The 16,967-nt window shown below is 70.8% G+C and carries 13 protein-coding genes and 1 pseudogene; 8 read left to right on the forward strand and 6 right to left on the reverse strand.

What is annotated here, in order from left to right; genetic code table 11:
* Positions 1-384: 384 nt before the first annotated feature.
* The 4 genes from whiA to uvrC are packed head-to-tail and all read right to left on the reverse strand — an operon-like array spanning position 385 to position 5,544.
* Positions 385-1,374, reverse strand: coding sequence for a DNA-binding protein WhiA (gene whiA / locus OG410_RS11515; RefSeq protein ID WP_328453718.1), 990 nt, complete (start codon positions 1,372-1,374; stop codon positions 385-387).
* On the reverse strand, positions 1,365-2,435 hold the full coding sequence (locus OG410_RS11520) for a gluconeogenesis factor YvcK family protein (RefSeq protein ID WP_329299033.1): 1,071 nt from the start codon (positions 2,433-2,435) through the stop codon (positions 1,365-1,367). The genes whiA and OG410_RS11520 overlap by 10 nt, the downstream gene beginning before the upstream one ends.
* On the reverse strand, positions 2,432-3,451 hold the full coding sequence (gene rapZ / locus OG410_RS11525) for an RNase adapter RapZ (protein ID WP_329299034.1): 1,020 nt from the start codon (positions 3,449-3,451) through the stop codon (positions 2,432-2,434). Before rapZ ends, OG410_RS11520 begins: the two co-directional genes overlap by 4 nt.
* Complete coding sequence (gene uvrC, locus OG410_RS11530; protein ID WP_329299035.1) at positions 3,448-5,544, reverse strand: excinuclease ABC subunit UvrC; 2,097 nt, start codon at positions 5,542-5,544, stop codon at positions 3,448-3,450. Before uvrC ends, rapZ begins: the two co-directional genes overlap by 4 nt.
* A gap of 439 nt (positions 5,545-5,983) precedes the next feature.
* Between uvrC and OG410_RS11535 the strand changes: the two genes are divergently transcribed.
* The gene (locus tag OG410_RS11535) at positions 5,984-6,928 is read left to right on the forward strand and encodes a hypothetical protein (RefSeq protein WP_326788449.1); all 945 of its coding nucleotides are present in this window, start codon (positions 5,984-5,986) and stop codon (positions 6,926-6,928) included.
* A 48-nt stretch (positions 6,929-6,976) separates the two neighbouring features.
* Here the strand turns inward: OG410_RS11535 and OG410_RS11540 are convergent, their stop codons facing one another.
* Positions 6,977-7,399: a Rieske (2Fe-2S) protein gene (locus OG410_RS11540; protein WP_329299036.1), complete on the reverse strand. Its 423-nt coding sequence runs from the start codon at positions 7,397-7,399 to the stop codon at positions 6,977-6,979.
* A gap of 326 nt (positions 7,400-7,725) precedes the next feature.
* Here OG410_RS11540 and OG410_RS11545 point away from each other — a divergent pair, with 326 nt between their 5' ends.
* Entirely contained in the window at positions 7,726-8,799 is a 1,074-nt protein-coding gene (locus OG410_RS11545) for a LacI family DNA-binding transcriptional regulator (RefSeq protein WP_329299037.1), read from the forward strand.
* A complete protein-coding gene (locus OG410_RS11550; RefSeq protein ID WP_329299038.1) occupies positions 8,796-9,707 on the forward strand; it encodes a carbohydrate kinase family protein in 912 nt (303 codons plus the stop codon). Before OG410_RS11545 ends, OG410_RS11550 begins: the two co-directional genes overlap by 4 nt.
* Positions 9,708-9,845: 138 nt before the next feature.
* Here the strand turns inward: OG410_RS11550 and uvrA are convergent, their stop codons facing one another.
* Positions 9,846-12,896, reverse strand: a complete 3,051-nt coding sequence (uvrA, locus tag OG410_RS11555) for an excinuclease ABC subunit UvrA (protein WP_329299039.1) — start codon at positions 12,894-12,896, stop codon at positions 9,846-9,848.
* Positions 12,897-13,119: 223 nt separating this feature from the next.
* Here uvrA and OG410_RS11560 point away from each other — a divergent pair, with 223 nt between their 5' ends.
* The 5 genes and pseudogenes from OG410_RS11560 to OG410_RS11580 form a co-directional block, all read left to right on the forward strand.
* Positions 13,120-13,809 (forward strand): maleylpyruvate isomerase family mycothiol-dependent enzyme, encoded by a 690-nt coding sequence (locus OG410_RS11560; protein ID WP_329299040.1) that lies wholly within the window; start codon positions 13,120-13,122, stop codon positions 13,807-13,809.
* 9 nt (positions 13,810-13,818) lie between these two features.
* Entirely contained in the window at positions 13,819-14,469 is a 651-nt protein-coding gene (locus OG410_RS11565; RefSeq protein ID WP_326788443.1) for an MBL fold metallo-hydrolase, read from the forward strand.
* 627 nt (positions 14,470-15,096) lie between these two features.
* A complete protein-coding gene (locus OG410_RS11570) occupies positions 15,097-16,395 on the forward strand; it encodes a cation:proton antiporter (protein ID WP_329299041.1) in 1,299 nt (432 codons plus the stop codon).
* A complete protein-coding gene (locus tag OG410_RS11575; protein WP_329299042.1) occupies positions 16,392-16,550 on the forward strand; it encodes a PAS domain-containing protein in 159 nt (52 codons plus the stop codon). The genes OG410_RS11570 and OG410_RS11575 overlap by 4 nt, the downstream gene beginning before the upstream one ends.
* 144 nt (positions 16,551-16,694) lie before the next feature.
* A pseudogene (locus OG410_RS11580) lies at positions 16,695-16,880 on the forward strand (MBL fold metallo-hydrolase); the annotation flags it as partial.
* Positions 16,881-16,967 lie beyond the last annotated feature (87 nt).

A 16,967-nucleotide genomic window follows, 5' to 3' on the forward strand; every position in this document is an offset into this window, starting at 1 on the left:
CAGCGAACGGATGCCAGGCTCATGACACTTCATGGTCAAGTCAAGGGTGCCTCGCGGGACGACAGGGCCGGTGCCGATCTCCCAAGTGGGCGTCGGCACCGGCGCAGTGAGCTTCTGTCAGACGATCCGGCCGTTCTTTCACAGAGCCCCCGCGGGTCCGGGAATCGCGTGCACCTTTCACGCGGACCCCACGGGTCCAGGAACCGCGTGCTTCTCGCGCAGCCCCCGCCGGTCCGGGAATCGCATGCCACTTTCGCGCCACCCCCGCTGCTCCGGGGGCCCCGCACGCCCGTCACGTCCCCGGATCCGGGAATCGCGCGGTTTCGCGCCGCCCGCGCGTGTCGGGGCTCGCTCACGTCTCTCACGCCGCCCCGCGGATCCGGGTCAGCCCGCGAGGTTGTCCGCCATCTCCTCGGACAGACTCGACTCCGTCCCGGGGATCCCGAGGTCCTGCGCCCGCTTGTCGGCCATCGCCAGCAGCCGGCGGATACGGCCCGCGACGGCGTCCTTGGTCAGCGGCGGGTCGGCGAGCGCGCCCAGCTCCTCCAGGGAAGCCTGCTTGTGCTCCATGCGCAGCCGTCCGGCGGCGGCGAGATGCTCCGGCACCTCGTCCGCGAGGATCTCCAGGGCGCGCTGGACGCGGGCACCGGCGGCCACGGCGGCACGCGCCGAGCGGCGCAGGTTGGCGTCGTCGAAGTTGGCGAGCCGGTTCGCCGTGGCGCGGACCTCACGGCGCATCCGCCGCTCCTCCCACGCCAGCACCGACTCGTGCGCGCCGAGGCGGGTCAGCAGCGCGCCGATCGCGTCGCCGTCGCGGACGACCACCCGGTCCACACCGCGCACCTCGCGGGCCTTCGCCGCGATCGACAGCCTGCGGGCGGCGCCGACCAGCGCGAGCGCGGCCTCCGGCCCCGGGCAGGTCACCTCGAGGGACGAGGAACGGCCGGGCTCGGTGAGCGAGCCGTGGGCCAGGAAGGCCCCGCGCCAGGCCGCCTCGGCATCGCAGGTGGCCCCCGAGACCACCTGCGGCGGCAGTCCGCGGATCGGGCGTCCACGCCCGTCCACGAGCCCTGTCTGACGGGCCAGCTGGTCACCGCCCGCGACGACACGCACCACATAGCGCGAACCGCGGCGCAGTCCGCCGGGCGCCATCACGATCAGTTCGGAACTGTGGCCGAAGATCTCCAGAATGTCCCGCTTCAGCCGGCGCGCCGCCATCGCGGTGTCCAGCTCCGCCTCGATCACGATCCGGCCGCTCACCAGGTGAAGGCCGCCGGCGAACCGCAGGACGGCGGAGACCTCCGCCTTCCTGCAGCAGGTCCGGGTGACGGGAAGCCGGGAGATCTCATCCTTCACCGCTGCCGTCATCGCCATGGGCCGATCCTTCCATGCATCCGAAAAATACGGTCGTACGCGGCGGCCAACAGCTCCGGATCGTGCCGCGGAGATCCGTCGGTCCTGGCCACCGGCGCCAGCTCGACCGCGGCACCGAACCGCTGGGCGGCGTCGGCGAGAGATTCGCGGTCGGGCACGGCGGCCTCGTCGGCCAGCACCACGTCCAGGGCGAGTTTAGGGGCGTGTCGCCCCAAAACCTCCAAATGACGCTGCGGGGAGAAGCCTTCGGTTTCTCCGGGCTGCGGTGCGAGGTTCAGGGAGAGTACCCGGCGCGCCCGGGTCTGGCTCAGCGCGTCCAGAAGCTCGGGCACCAGAAGATGCGGTATGACCGACGAGAACCAGGAGCCGGGGCCGAGAACCACCCAGTCCGCGTCGAGGACCGCGGCCACGGCCTCGGGTACGGCCGGCGGATCGTGCGGTACGACGTGCACGGACTGGACCTCGCCGGGGGTGAGCGCCACGTTCGCCTGGCCCCGGATGGTGCCGATCTCGTCGGGCCGGTCGGGGTCGTGTCCCTTGACCAGGGCCTGGAGCTCCAGGGGCACGGCGGACATGGGCAGCACCCGGCCGTGCGCGCCGAGCAGCTTGCCGACCAGGTCGAGTGCCTGGACATGGTCGCCGAGCTGCTCCCACAGCGCGACGATCAGCAGATTGCCGACCGCGTGTTCGTGCAGTTCGCCCTTGGACTGGAAGCGGTGCTGGATGACGCGGGCCCAGGTCTGGCCCCAGTCGTCGTCGCCGCAGAGCGCTGCCAGCGCCTTGCGCAGGTCGCCGGGCGGCAGGACGCCCAGCTCGTCGCGCAGCCGTCCGCTGGAGCCGCCGTCGTCGGCCACGGTGACGACGGCGGTGAGGTCGCCGGTGATCCGGCGCAGCGCGGCGAGCGAGGCGGACAGCCCCATGCCGCCGCCGAGGGCGACGACCTTGGGCTGCGTACCGCGGCGGCGCGGCTTGGCACCGCGCGCCGTGGCCGGCTGGCCGGCTCGGTTCCCGGGAGTCTCCCGGCGCAGTCGGCTCAGCCGCAGGGAAGTACGTCCGGTCACTCGCGCCCCATGTCCCGGTGCACGAGCACGGTCTCCACGCCCTGGGAGGCGAGGCGGGCGACGAGCTTCTCCGCGGTCGCCACCGAGCGGTGCTTGCCGCCGGTGCAGCCGACCGCGATGGTCACATAGCGCTTGCCCTCGCGCCGGTAACCGGCGGCGATGAGCTGGAGCAGCTCGGAGTAGCGGTCGAGGAACTCCTTGGCGCCGGGCTGGTTGAAGACGTACGCCGAGACCTCTTCGTTCAGGCCGGTGAAGGGGCGCAGCTCGGGGACCCAGTGCGGGTTCGGCAGGAAGCGCATGTCCACGACCAGGTCGGCGTCGACCGGCAGGCCGTACTTGAAGCCGAAGGACATGACGGTGGCCCGCAGCTCGGGCTCCTCGTCGCCCGCGAACTGGGCGTCCATCTTGGCGCGCAGCTCGTGCACGTTCAGGCTGGAGGTGTCGATGACCAGGTCGGCGTCACCGCGCAGCTCGCGCAGCAGCTCGCGCTCGGCGTCGATCCCGTCCACGATCCGGCCGTCGCCCTGGAGGGGGTGCGGCCGGCGCACCGACTCGAAGCGGCGCACCAGGGCCTCGTCGGAGGACTCCAGGAAGACGATCCGCCGGGTGACGTTGCGGGACTCCAGGTCGGCGAGGGATTCGCGGAGGTTGTCGAAGAACCGCCGGCCGCGTACGTCGACGACGACGGCGATCCGTGCCACGTTGCCCTGGGAGCGGGCGCCGAGCTCCACCATGGTGGGGATCAGCGCGGGCGGCAGGTTGTCGACGACGAACCAGCCGAGGTCCTCCAGACACTTGGCGGCCGTGGACCGGCCTGCTCCGGACATGCCGGAGATGATCACCAGCTCGGGAATGACGGCGTCCGGGACTCCCGCCCCGGCTGTCTCGATGCCCGTACCCACCTGTGCTCCGTCTTCCTGTGGCGCATCACGCTCCGCGTGATCCTCGCCTGTTTCGCTGTGTGTTTCCCGGTCCTGCGCCGGACGTTCCTCTTCGCGCGCGTCGTTCTCGGTCATGTTTCCTGCCCCCGTCGCTCGTCCGAGGCGCCCGCGGTCACGGGCTCCTCCGCGGGGCCCGCCGTCGTCCCGGGCGCCGCGTCTTCGTCGTCTTCCATGATCTCTCCGGTGGCCGTGTTCACGGCCGGTGCCGCGGGAGTGGCCTGGGCGAGGGCCACGGCGATGGTCTCCGCCGTCTTGCGCCCCACGCCGGGAACCTCGCAGATCTGGTCGATCGTCGCGGACCGGAGCCTCTTCACGGAGCCGAAGTGCTTGATCAGTGCCTGCTTGCGGGACTCGCCCAGGCCCGGCACATCGTCCAGAGGGCCCGACCTGAAGCGTTTGGCCCGCTTGGCGCGCTGGTAGGTGATCGCGAAGCGGTGGGCCTCGTCCCGGATCCGCTGGAGCAGATACAGGCTCTCGCTGCTGCGCGGCAGGACCACGGGGTCGTCCTCGCCGGGCAGCCACACCTCCTCCAGTCGCTTGGCGAGCCCGCAGACGGCGATGTCGTCGATGCCGAGTTCGTCGAGGGCCCGCTGGGCGGCGGCGACCTGCGGCCGGCCACCGTCGACGACGACGAGCTGCGGGGGGTAGGCGAAGCGCTTGGGCCGGCCGTCGTCCTCCGGGAAGGTGCCTCCGGAGAGGGGCGCGTCGGCCGGCGGCTCCGAGGCTCCCGACGCGGCGTCCTCGCCGTCCGTCCACTCCCCCGTCTTCTCCTTCTCGACGAGGTAGCGCCTGAAGCGGCGGGTGATCACCTCGTGCATGGAGCGGACGTCGTCCTGGCCGGCGAAGCCCTTGATCTGGAAGCGCCGGTACTCGCTCTTGCGCTGGAGCCCGTCCTCGAAGACGACCATCGAGGCCACCACGTCGTCGCCCTGGAGGTGCGAGATGTCGTAGCACTCGACCCGCAGCGGCGCGCTGTCCAGGCCGAGCGCCCCGGCGATCTCCTCCAGGGCACGCGAGCGCGTGGTCAGGTCGGAGGCACGCCGGGTCTTGTGCAGGGCGAGCGCCTGGAGCGCGTTGCGCTGCACGGTCTCCATGAGCGCCTTCTTGTCTCCGCGCTGCGGTATGCGGAGCGACACGTTCGATCCACGGCGGGCGGTGAGCCATTCCTGAACGGGTTCCACCGGTTCGGGCAGCGCCGGGACGAGCACTTCCCTGGGAACGGAGTCGCCCGTCTCCTCGCCGTAGAGCTGCTGGAGCGCGTGCTCGACGAGGTCACCCGTGGTGACGGCCTCCACCTTGTCCGTGACCCAGCCGCGCTGTCCGCGCACGCGTCCGCCGCGCACATGGAAGATCTGGACCGCGGCTTCCAGCTCGTCCTCGGCGACGGCCATGAGGTCGGCGTCGGTGGCGTCCGCGAGGACGACCGCGCTCTTCTCCATGGCCTTCCTCAGGGCGTCGATGTCGTCGCGCAGCCGGGCCGCCCGCTCGTACTCCATCTCCTCGGCGGCCTGCAGCATCTGCTGTTCCTGTCGGCGGATGTACGTCCCCGTACGGCCCGCCATGAAGTCGCAGAACTCTTCGGCCAGCCCGCGGTGCTCCTCGGGCGAGACCCGGCCGACACAGGGGGCGGAGCACTTGCCGATGTACCCGAGGAGACAGGGCCGGCCGGTGCGGGAGGCGTTCTTGAAGACACCGGCGGAGCAGGTGCGGACCGGGAAGACGCGCAGCAGCAGGTCGACGGTGTCGCGGATGGCCCACGCGTGCCCGTAGGGACCGAAGTAGCGCACGCCCTTCTTCTTGTGGCCGCGCATCACCTGCACGCGCGGGAACTCCTCGTTCATCGTCACGGCGAGGTAGGGGTAGCTCTTGTCGTCTCGGTACTTGACGTTGAACCGGGGGTCGTACTCCTTGATCCAGGAGTACTCCAGCTGAAGGGCCTCGACCTCCGTGGACACGACCGTCCACTCCACCGACGTGGCCGTGGTGACCATCGTGCGGGTGCGCGGGTGGAGATTCGCCAGGTCCTGGAAATAGCTCGCCAGGCGCTGACGCAGGCTCTTCGCCTTTCCGACGTAGATCACCCGGCGGTGCTCGTCGCGGAATTTGTACACCCCGGGAGAGTCCGGGATCTGTCCCGGCTTGGGGCGGTAGCTGGAGGGGTCGGCCATGTCACACACCCTACTGGCGCGGGCCGACAGCGCGGCCGGCTCCCGGTACGCCTGTGGAAAACCTCGCGGAGCCGGCCGCGGCGTCGGCGCGGGCCCCGCGGGACGCTCAGGACGAGCGCGGCGAGGGCTCCCGCGACGATCGTCCCCGCGCTCTCCGCGCGGCACCCGGGATGCGTCGTTTCCGGCCATCGGGGTCGCGTCGTGCCGGGCTCCCAGGTGAGGGCCGGAAAGGGACGGAGCGCGTCCGGGGGGCTGCGGTGAGCCATGTTGAGCATCAGGTGTTGTCGGGACTTGGTCAACACGCTTCAATGCGGGGGAACTCGGGGCGTGAACGGCGAAACCTGCGCGTGTACGGCCCCCGCGCGCCCACCGGGCGGCGCCGATGAACCGCTCCCACGGTCTGACCAGCCGTGGTGAACATCCACAGAAAGGCCCCTGCATGCGGACCCGCACACAGCACGCGGACGTCGCCACGACGGAACTGGAAACGGCCCTGCGGGGAGGCCCCTTCCACGTCGCACTGCGCGCGGCGATCACCGCCCGCGGGCTGCCGCTGCAGCGCGTGCAGCACCATCTGTCGCGCTACGGCGTCAGAGTCGGGGTGACGAGCCTGAGTTACTGGCAGCAGGGCGCCCGCCGCCCCCAGCGCCCCGAGTCGCTGCGGGCGGTCCGCGCCCTGGAGGAGATACTCCAGCTTCCCGACGAGTCCCTGATCAGGCTGCTGGCCGAGGCCGAGGAGCGCTCGGATCCGGAACGTCCCACGGGGCGTTCCTACCGTTCCCTCGTGGAGGCCTCCGGTGTCCTGGAACGGCTGCTGGCCGAACTGGAGTCCCCGCTCGACGGCGGTCTGCACACGCTCGGCCATCACGAGCGGGTACGCATAGGCGCCCGTCGCGAACTGCTGGGTCGCGAGTCGCACCACATAGTGCGCGCACACAAGGACGGCGTGGACCGCTATGTGGCCATCCATCACGGCGACCCCGGATGCGCACCGGAGCGGACGACGGTCCGGGCCCTGGAGAACTGCCGCACGGGACGGGTGCGCTGGCATCGCGACACCGGCGTGCTCGTCGCCGAACTGCTCTTCGACACGCGGCTGCGGGCAGGCGAGACGTTCCTCTTCCGCTACGCCTTCGAGGACGGCACGGCCGGGACGTCCAGCGAGTACGTCCGGGGCTTCGGCTTCGCGGGCGGACAGTACGCGCTCCAGGTGCACTTCACCGAGAACGCGCTGCCGGTGCGCTGTCACCGCTTCACCCAGCACTCGGCCGCCGCGCCCCGCAGCGGCCGGCAGGAACTGCCGCTGAGCGGTCACCGCTCGGTGCACCTGGTCGAGCCGCGCGTGCGGTCCGGGATCGTCGGGATCGGCTGGGACTGGGAGTGACCGCCCACCCGGGTGCGGACCCGGCCGGGCCGGTGACCGCACCCGGGCTCAGGCGCCCGGCCCCGCGACGATGTTCCCGTTCTTCTCCTCGACGGACAGCTCGTGGAGCGGCACGGTGGCCGGTGCCCGCAGCACCTTGCCGGTCCCGGCGTCGAACTCGCTGCCGTGACACGGGCACACGAGGGTCCTGCCCTGCAGCTTGTTGATGGCGCACCCCGCGTGGGTGCAGATCGAGCTGAACGCCTTGAGCGAACCGTCCTCGGCGCGGCTGACCACGACGTTGTGGTCCTCGTAGAGCTGAGCACCCCCCTTGGAGACCTCGCTCCCCAAGCCGAGGACGACGGGAGCGGTCGGCGTGGCGGGGGCTCCACCGCCGCCGCCGGAGCACGCGGCGAGGCCGAGCCCGGCGACCGGGGTGAGCGCCGCTCCCCGCAGGACGGTACGACGGCTCGCGGACGGACGGCCGGACATGGCATCTCCACTGGTCAGGGCGCCGGCGGACACTCCGCCGACGGCGACGGGGCTGAACACGGCAAGGGGGCCGCGCACCGACCGTACCGGCACAGATCGTTCCGTTCGTCGCGGGGTCGGCCCTCGACACCTTGGACGTAAACGCTTGCGCAAACGTATGCGTAAGCGTTTACGCGAGGAAGCCGGATGATACGTTCACCCGCGAGCGACCGGGTCCGTCCGGGGAGCGGCATCGAGGTGTCCGGTTCGCGGACCGGCGTCCAGGTTCCGTCCGCCGGCCGGCACGGGTCTTCGCGGTCGGCGACCGAAACCCGAGAAGGAGCGGCATGGCGACGATGGCCGATGTGGCCCGGCGGGCGGGTGTGTCCGTCGCGACCGTCTCGCACGTCCTCAACCGCACCCGCCCGGTGCTGCCCGTGACACGCCAGGCCGTTCTCGACGCGATCGACGAGCTGGGCTACACGCCCAACACCCTCGCCCGTTCACTCGTCACCTCCCGTACGCAGTCCATCGGCCTCGCGGTGTCGGCGATCAGCAACCCCTACTTCACGGAGATCCTCCAGGGTGTCGAGGCCGGGGCCCTGGAGCACGGCTACGGCCTGCTGATCGCCGATCCGCACGACGACCCCGGGCACGAGCGCAAAGTCGTCCGGCTGCTGCACGAACGGCGCGTGGACGGAATGATCATCGCGCCGTCGGCGACTCCCGACGCGCTCCTGCGCTACCTCGAGCAGCACGACGTACCCACCGTGTTCCTGGACCGGCTCGTGGATACCCCCGCCGGAAGCGGCTTCCCCTACGACCAGGTCTGCTCCGAGAACACCGCGCCCATGGCGAGCCTGGTGACCCACCTCGCCGAGCGGGGGCACCGGCGTATCGGGCTGGTCGCGGGCCTGCCCGGACTCAGTACCACGGCGGAACGGATCACCGGCTACCGGCACGGCCTCGCGCGGGCCGGGCTCCCCTACGACGAACGGCTCGTGGCGCACGGCGACTCCGGGACGGAGGCGGCCGAGGAGGCCACCCACCGGCTGTTGTCGCTCGGGGCGCCGCCGGGCGCGCTCGTCACCGCCGACAACGCCATGACCGTCGGTGCGCTCCGGGCCCTGCGCGACCGGGGTCTGTCCGTGCCCGGGGACCTGGCACTGTGCTGCTTCGACGACTTCTCCTGGGCGGATCTGTTCACACCGCGGCTCACCGTGATCGCCCAGCCGAGCAAGGAGATCGGTGCCACGGCCGTCCGGCTGCTCCTGGAACGGCTGGCGTCCCCGCACCTGGAGTGCCGCACCGTCCGGCTTCCCTCCGCCTTCGTCCATCGCACCTCGTGCGGCTGCCCCGAAGGCGTCGCACACACCGAGAGTCCCGGGACCGGGATTCCGAGGAAAGGATCCGAGTCGTGATCGTCGTCGCCGGTGAGGCTCTGATCGATCTGGTGCCGCAGGACTCCGGCGCCCTGGCGGAACTGCTGCCCCGCCGGGGCGGCGGCCCTTACAACACGGCGGTGGCGCTCGGCCGCCTCGGCTCCCCCACGGCCTTCTGCTCCCGCGTCTCCCGCGACGCGTTCGGCGAGGCACTCCTCGACGGACTCGTGGACGCCGGCGTCGACGTGTCGTCCGTACAGCGCGGGGGTGAGCCCACGACGCTGGCCGTCGCCACGATCGGGGCGGACGGCTCGGCCGCCTACTCCTTCTACGTCGAGGGCACGGCGGACCGTCTGTTCACCGCCCCGGACCGACTCCCTGCCGGGGTAAGGGCGGTGTCCTTCGGAACCTGTTCACTCGCCCTGGAACCGGGTGCGAGCGCGTACGAGGAGCTGATGCGGACCGCCGCCGCGCAGGGCGTCTTCACTGCCCTCGACCCGAACATCCGCGCCGGTCTGATCCCCGACCCGGACGCCTACCGTGCCCGGTTCAAGAGCTGGCTGCCGTCGGTGTCACTGCTCAAGCTGTCCGAGGAGGACGCCCGGTGGCTCGGCGGCACCCCGCGCGAGTGGCTGGCCGCCGGTCCCTCGGCGGTGGTGATCACCCAGGGCGGCGACGGTCTGACCGCGTTCACCCGGGACGGCGCGGTGCATTCCGTGCCCGGCGAACCGGTGGACGTGGTGGACACCATCGGCGCCGGTGACACCGTGAACGCGGCACTGCTGCACGGCCTTTCCGTCCGGGACGCCCTGTCCCCGACCGCGCTGGCGGAGCTGGGCCCCCGGGGCTGGACCGGGCTTCTGCGCTTCGCGGCCCGCGCGGCGGCCGTCACCTGCTCCCGCGCCGGAGCCGAACCGCCGTACGCCCGCGAACTCGACGAGCTGTAGGGACACCGGACCGCCGTCCCTCGATCCTCGAACCCGCGTGCGGTCGTGTTCTCGACGGACGGCGCCCCGCGGGGAGTTCCCGCGGGGCGCCGTCCGTCGCGACACGGCCGACCGGTCCGGCGGAGCGGACAGGTCGGGTCAGGCCTTCCGGGCCCGCGTGGTCTTCTTCGCGGGGGTCACCGTCTTGGCGACCGCCTTCGTGGCGGTCTTCTTCGCAGTGGCCGTCTTCTTGACGGCCGTGCTGTTGACGGCCTTGGTGGCCGTCTTCCTCGCCGTGGTCCCGGCGGCGACCGTCTTCTTGGCGGCCGTCTTGCGCGGGGCCTTCACGGGAGCGGCGTCGCTGATCCTGTCGGCGCCGAGGATCTCGCGCAGGAACTTGCCGGTGTGGCTGGCCGGAACGCCGGCGACCTCCTCGGGGGTGCCCTCGGCGATCACGAGACCGCCGCCGTTGCCGCCCTCGGGTCCCATGTCGATGACCCAGTCCGCGGTCTTGATGACGTCGAGGTTGTGCTCGATGACGATGACCGTGTTGCCCTTGTCGACCAGACCGGACAGCACCGTGATGAGCTTGCTGATGTCCTCGAAGTGGAGTCCGGTGGTCGGCTCGTCGAGGACGTACACGGTGCGGCCGGTGGAGCGCTTCTGGAGCTCGCTGGCAAGCTTGACGCGCTGCGCCTCACCGCCGGACAGCGTCGGCGCGGACTGGCCGAGCCTGACGTAGCCGAGGCCGACGTCGTTGAGCGTCCTGAGGTGGCGGGCGATCGCCGGCACGGCCTCGAAGAAGCCGAGCGCCTCCTCGATCGGCATGTCCAGGACCTCGGAGATGGACTTGCCCTTGTAGTGGACCTCCAGCGTCTCCCGGTTGTAGCGCGCCCCGTGGCAGACCTCGCAGGGGACGTACACGTCCGGCAGGAAGTTCATCTCGATCTTGATGGTGCCGTCGCCGGAGCAGTTCTCGCAGCGGCCGCCCTTGACGTTGAAGGAGAAGCGGCCGGGCAGATAGCCCCGCACCTTCGCCTCGGTGGTCTCGGCGAACAGCTTGCGGACATGGTCGAAGACACCGGTGTACGTCGCCGGGTTGGAGCGGGGCGTGCGGCCGATGGGCGACTGGTCCACGTGCACGACCTTGTCGACGAGGTCGTCGCCGTCCACGCGCGTGTGGCGCCCCGGCACGTTCCTCGCGCCGTTCAGCTCACGGGCCAGGTGCGTGTACAGGATGTCGTTGACCAGTGTCGACTTGCCCGAACCCGAAACGCCGGTGACGGCGGTGAGGACGCCCAGCGGGAAGGACACGTCGATGTCCTGGAGGTTGTTCTCGCGGGCGCCGTGCACCGTGAGCCTGCGGCCCGGGTCGGCCGGGCGGCGGACGTCCGGGGTCGGGATCTCCTTCTTGCGCGACAGGTACTGGCCGGTCACCGACTCGGGGTTGGCGAGCAGCTCCTTCAAGGGGCCGCTGTGCACGACCTTGCCGCCGTGCTCGCCCGCGCCGGGGCCGATGTCGACGACCCAGTCGGCGACCTTGATGGTGTCCTCGTCGTGCTCGACGACGATGAGCGTGTTGCCCATGTCGCGGAGGCGGACGAGGGTCTCGATCAGCCGGTGGTTGTCACGCTGGTGCAGACCGATGGAGGGCTCGTCGAGGACGTACAGGACGCCGACGAGTCCGGAACCGATCTGGGTGGCCAGACGGATGCGCTGGGCCTCGCCGCCGGAGAGGGTGCCGGCCGCCCGGTTCAGCGACAGATAGTCGAGGCCCACGTCGACCAGGAAGCGCAGCCGTTCGTTGACCTCCTTCAGGACGCGTTCGGCGATCTTCTTGTCGCGCGCGTTGAGCTTCAGCTTTCCCAGGAAGTCCGCGCAGTCGCTGATGGACATGGCGGCGACCTCGGCGATGGACTTCTCCATGACCGTGACCGCGAGGACCAGCGGCTTCAGCCGCGTGCCCTGACAGGTGGGGCAGGGCACCTCGCGCATGTAGCCCTCGAAGCGCTCGCGGCTGGCGTCGCTCTCGGACTCGCTGTGGCGCCGCTTGACGAAGGGGACGGCCCCTTCGAAGGGCGTGGTGTACACGCGCTCGCGTCCGTACCGGTTGCGGTAGCGGACCTCGATCTGTGTCTTGTGGCCGTAGAGCAGGGCCTTCTTGGCGCGCTGCGGCAGCCCGGCGAAGGGGATGTCGGTCCGGAAGCCCAGCGCGTCCGCGAGGGCGCCGATCAGCCGGCCGAAGTAGTCCTTGGTGTGTCCGTGCGACCAGGCGTGGATGGCGCCCTCGTCGAGGGACTTGTCCTCGTCCGGGACGATCAGCTCGGGGTCGACCTCCATCCGCGTACCGATGCCGGTGCACTCGGGACAGGCGCCGAACGGCGAGTTGAAGGAGAAGGAGCGGGGCTCCAGCTCTTCGAAGGACAGATCGTCGTACGGGCAGTACAGGTGCTCCGAGTACATACGCTCGCGCTCGGGGTCGTCCTCGGGGAGGTCGACGAAGTCGAGCACGACCATGCCGCCGGCCAGGCCGAGGGCGGTCTCCACCGAGTCGGTGAGGCGGCGCTTGGCGGAGTCCTTCACCGTGAGACGGTCGATGACCACCTCGATGGTGTGCTTCTCCTGCTTCTTCAGGGTCGGCGGTTCGCTGAGCTGGATCGTCTCGCCGTCGACCCGGGCACGGCTGTATCCCTTGGTCTGGAGGTCGGCGAAGAGGTCGACGAACTCTCCCTTGCGCTCGCGCACCAGCGGCGACAGGACCTGGAAGCGGCTCCCCTCCGGGAGCTCCAGCACCTTGTCGACGATGGCCTGCGGCGACTGGCGTGTGATGGGACGGCGGCACTCGGGGCAGTGCGGCTTGCCGATGCGCGCGAACAGCAGCCGCAGGTAGTCGTAGACCTCGGTGATGGTGCCGACCGTCGAGCGCGGGTTGCGCGAGGTCGACTTCTGGTCGATGGAGACAGCCGGGGAGAGACCCTCGATGAAGTCCACGTCCGGCTTGTCCATCTGGCCGAGGAACTGCCGGGCGTACGAGGACAGGGACTCCACGTAGCGCCGCTGGCCCTCGGCGAAGATCGTGTCGAAGGCGAGGGAGGACTTGCCCGACCCCGACAAGCCCGTGAAGACGATGAGCGAGTCGCGCGGGAGGTCGAGCGAGACATTCTTCAGGTTGTGCTCGCGCGCTCCACGGACGATGAGACGGTCGGCCACGCCGGTCCGTACCTTTCTTGAGAGAAGTGACAGGGGCCGCAGGCCCCCGTCTTCTCAGACTAGGGCGAGCCACTGACAGCGCCGGTTGCTTTCGCTGGTTCACAACAATCCCGGGCCATCCAGCATGCCCGACGCCACCGACGAGCGTATAGCACGCGCATTCGATTTACGGGGGCGGTCGACCAGCTTCACCCGATCGTGTGGCGGGGCTAGGGTCGACCTCATGATGGATCATGTGCGCGACCTGGCGTCTGTACGTGACGCGACGGAACGACTGCTCACCGCGGTCACCAAACTGGACAACGCCGCCGTGGCCGAGCCGTCACGGCTTCCCGGCTGGAGCCGCGGGCATGTGCTCGCCCACCTGTCCCGCAACGCGGACGCCCTGGTGAACGTCCTGGAGGGACGTCCCATGTACGCCTCCGCGAGCACGCGGGACGCCGACATCGAACGGGACGCGCCGCGCCCCCTGGAGACACAGCTCGCCGACCTGCGGGAGAGCGCGGCCCGCTTCGACGGGACGGGAGCCGCCCCCGCGGACTGGTCCCGCACGGTGGCGCTGCGCAACGGGGTCACCGACTCCGCGGCCCGGGTGCCGTTCCGGCGCTGGGTCGAGGTCGACCTGCACCACGTGGATCTGGGCATCGGGTACGAGCTGGAGGATCTGCCGGAGGAGTTCGTGACCCGGGAGATCGACTTCCTCGCGGAGCGGTTCGCCGGCCACAAGGACGTGCCCTCCACGGCGCTGGCCTCCGCGGACGGCCGGGAGTGGACCACGGGCGGCGGCGCCGAGGGCGGACCGGTCGAGGTCCACGGACCGGCGGCCGATCTGCTCGGCTGGCTCTGCGGCCGCCGCGACGGCTCCGGGCTGACGGCACGCGGCGGCCCGCTTCCGGCGCTGCCTCCGCTATAGGCTGCCGTCATGACGTACAGCGGAGCGGTGACGGTCGGCGGCCCGGCCGACGTGCACGAGCTGCAGGACCTGATGATCTCCAAGGTCGCGGTCGGACCCATGGACAACAACGCGTATCTGCTGCGCTGCCGGGCCACCGACGAGCAGCTCCTGATCGACGCGGCGAACGACGCCTCGACACTGCTCACCCTGATCGGCGACGACGGCATCGCGTCCGTGGTGACCACCCATCAGCACGGCGACCACTGGCAGGCGCTGGCCGAGGTCGTGGCCGCCACGGGCGCGCGCACCTACGCGGGCAGGGACGACGCGGACGGTATCCCGGTGCCGACGGACGTCCCCCTCCAGGACGGCGACACGGTCAAGGTGGGCAACGTGGAACTCACCGCGCGCCACCTGGTCGGGCACACGCCGGGCTCGATCGCCCTCGTCTACGACGACCCGCACGGTCACCCTCACGTGTTCACGGGCGACTGTCTCTTCCCGGGGGGTCCTGGACGGACAACACGCCCCGAAGACTTCAAGTCGTTGATGTCGGGCCTGGAGGCGAAGGTCTTCGTGCTCCCGGACGAAACCTGGATCTACCCGGGCCACGGCAACGACACCACCCTCGGCACGGAGCGGCCCCACCTCGCGGAGTGGCACGCACGAGGCTGGTAACCGTCCGACGTCGACCGGTTCTGTACGGCCGGGCCGCACCCGTGCGTCAGCGATGACGAAGGCTGGTAGCGCCTCGCGGCGGAAGGAGCGGGGCTTACGGTCCGAAGGTGATCGTGACTGTTCGTGTCGCGGACGTCAGCGTGACGGAGGACGCCCCCAGCGAGATGCGCATGCACATGGCCCGCCGGTAAAAGGGCCCCGCAGGCCGGGCTTACCGCTGGTCAGCCGACGCCGTCCGGCAGCAGGCCCGGCCGGATGTCGAACCACGCGCGCTCCTGACGCCAGGCCTGGGCGGCGCCGACCAGCAGCCGGGCTCAGCCCGTCAATGGTGAGCGATCTCCACCGGTGGCCGTTCGGGATGTCCACCAGCGCCTCGACGCGCTCCTCCTGCGGCACGTGTCGGCGTCCCTCGTCCGGCCCGGTGCGACCACCGCTCGTTGAGCCGACCGGGCCGAGCTGAACGGGTTCGGAGCGGGGTTCCCCTGGGCCCGGCCGACAGCGCCATAGGGTCAGACTCCGCATCCCTGCGCGAGGCAGGACGGCATCCCTGGGAGACCCGGCACGCTGCCGCCCGCCCCCTGGCGCGGTCGCCCCGGCGACGACAGGTGCCTGGTGTGAGGAGTACGGATGAACGGCTGGGCCGTCATGGTCGCCGGGGCTGTGGTCGTCGGATACGGGGCGCTCTCCCGGCGCTTGTCAACCACGGTGCTCTCGGGACCGCTGGTGTTCATGCTGTGCGGGCTGGCGATCGGCCCGCTGGGCCTGGACCTGCTGGACCGGGCGAAGGATCCCGAGGTCACGCGGACACTGCTCGAAAGCGCACTGGTACTCCTGTTGTTCGCGGACGCGGCGGGGATCAGGTCCCGGGACCTGCGCCGGGAGGAGTTCCTGCCGCTGCGGCTGCTCGCGGTCGGCCTGCCGGCCACGATCGCTCTGGGATGGCTGGCGGCCTGGCCCCTGCTGCCCGGCCTGGGCGTGTGGGAGCTGGCCCTGGCCGCCGTCATCCTCGCGCCGACGGACGCCGCGCTCGGGCAGCAGGCCTTCTCCAACAAGCGGGTGCCCCCACTGATCCGCGGCGGCCTGACCATCGAATCCGGTCTGAACGACGGCCTGGCCCTGCCGTTCTTCGTCCTGGCACTCGCCGCGGCGGGCGAGGGCCACGGCCATCCGGGCGTCGCCGAGACGTTCCTGCGCGCGTTGCTGTTGAGCAGCGTGATCGGAGTCGCGGCCGGCTGGGGCGGGGCGAGCCTGTTGCGCTGGTCGCTCATGAGGGGATGGAGCAGCTCCGACTGGCGACAGTTCCTGGTACTCGTCGTCCCGGTCATCGCGTACGTCCTGTGCGCCGTGAGCGAGGGCAGTGGCTTCATCGGTGCCTGGGTCGCCGGTCTGGCCTTCGGCATCCACCTGCGCCGCACCCCCGCCGGTCTGGGCGTCCGTCCCGAGGACGCGGATCCCGCGCAGAGCACCAGCTTCACCGAACGCCTCGGCCTCCTGCTCGCCTCGCTCAGTTTCCTCGTCTTCGGCGCGGTCATCCTGGGACCGACCCTCGAGCACCTGACGTGGCGCGTGGTCGTCTACGCGCTGCTCAGCCTGACTGTCATCCGAATGGTGCCCGTCGCACTCGCCCTGGCCGGCACCGGCCTGCGCCCCGCCTCCGTCGCGTACATCGGCTGGTTCGGCCCGCGGGGGCTGGCTTCCCTGGTGTTCGGCCTGCTCGCCCTGGAAGAACGCCTGCCTGGGGAGACCTTGCTGAGCGAGGTCATCGCCGTGACCGTGGGCCTGAGCATCATGCTCCACGGAGCCTCGGCTCCCTTCCTGGGCGACCGCTACGGCGCATGGTTCACCAGGACCCTCCGCGTCACGCCGAACCTGCGGGAGAACGCACTCGCGGACCACGGGGCCCCACGCCGGGAAGGTGGAGCATGAGCACTTCCGACATCGACTTCGAGTCGGTCTTTCACGCCCTGCCGGGCGCCGTCGCCCTGCTCAGCCCGGACCTGGTGTTCGCCGACGCCGACAAGGCCTACCTGTCGCTGTCCGGCCGCACTCGTGAGGAGGTGATGGGCCACTACCGGCTCTGACCGGAGCTCCGTGATGGTCGATCTGCAAGGTTGACACGGCCTTCGACGATGCCTGAGCTCCAGTGGAGGGTGAGGCCTGCGGTGACGGAGTCGAGGTCCTGTCGGAGGAAGCCGGCGAAGCCGCTGATGCTCTGACCGCATAGGTTCCCCGGCGGCGTGGGCAACACGCGCAAGGACCCGGAAGCCTTCGCCCGTCTCATCCACGACGTCGAGACGAGGATCTTCGACGTACTGGCGGACGAGACGTGGGTGTACCCCGGCCACGGCAACGACACGACGCTGGGCGCCGAGCGCCCGCATCTGCCGGAGTGGCACGCGCGAGGTGGGTGACCGTGAGAACGACCGGCACTCGGGGCGCGGCGCCTCCGTCACGCCCCGAGTGAACCGGGCGGCTCACACGCGGGGCACCCCACCGCG

Source organism: Streptomyces sp. NBC_00659 (genome assembly GCF_036226925.1).
In the GTDB taxonomy this organism is placed as follows: domain Bacteria; phylum Actinomycetota; class Actinomycetes; order Streptomycetales; family Streptomycetaceae; genus Streptomyces.